The 303-nt window shown below is 54.1% G+C and carries 1 protein-coding gene; it reads right to left on the reverse strand.

All coding sequences use genetic code 11. The annotated features are described in order from the left end of the window. Positions 1 to 303: sigma 54-interacting transcriptional regulator (locus tag QN347_RS19670; protein WP_323494376.1), on the reverse strand; the 303-nt coding region annotated here is incomplete at both ends.

A 303-nucleotide genomic window follows, 5' to 3' on the forward strand; every position in this document is an offset into this window, starting at 1 on the left:
GATACGGTAATACAAGTCTTGCCGAAATTCCCTCTGCTCCATCATGCGATCGAGCGCCTTGTGGGTGGCTGCCACCAAGCGGAAGGTCGCGTGCTGAATTTCGACGCTACCGACACGGCGATAAGTACCCGATTCTATCAGGCGCAGCAATTTCACCTGCATTGACAGCGGCACATCACCTATTTCATCGAGAAACAAAGTGCCACCCTGAGCGGTCTCGACTAGCCCCAGTTTGCGTGAAGTCGCACCGGTGAAAGCGCCTTTTTCATGGCCGAACAGTTCGCTCTCGAACAGCGTTTCAGT

The organism is Sphingomonas sp. 10B4 (assembly GCF_035019905.1).
GTDB classification, from domain to species: Bacteria; Pseudomonadota; Alphaproteobacteria; order Sphingomonadales; family Sphingomonadaceae; genus Sphingomonas; species Sphingomonas glacialis.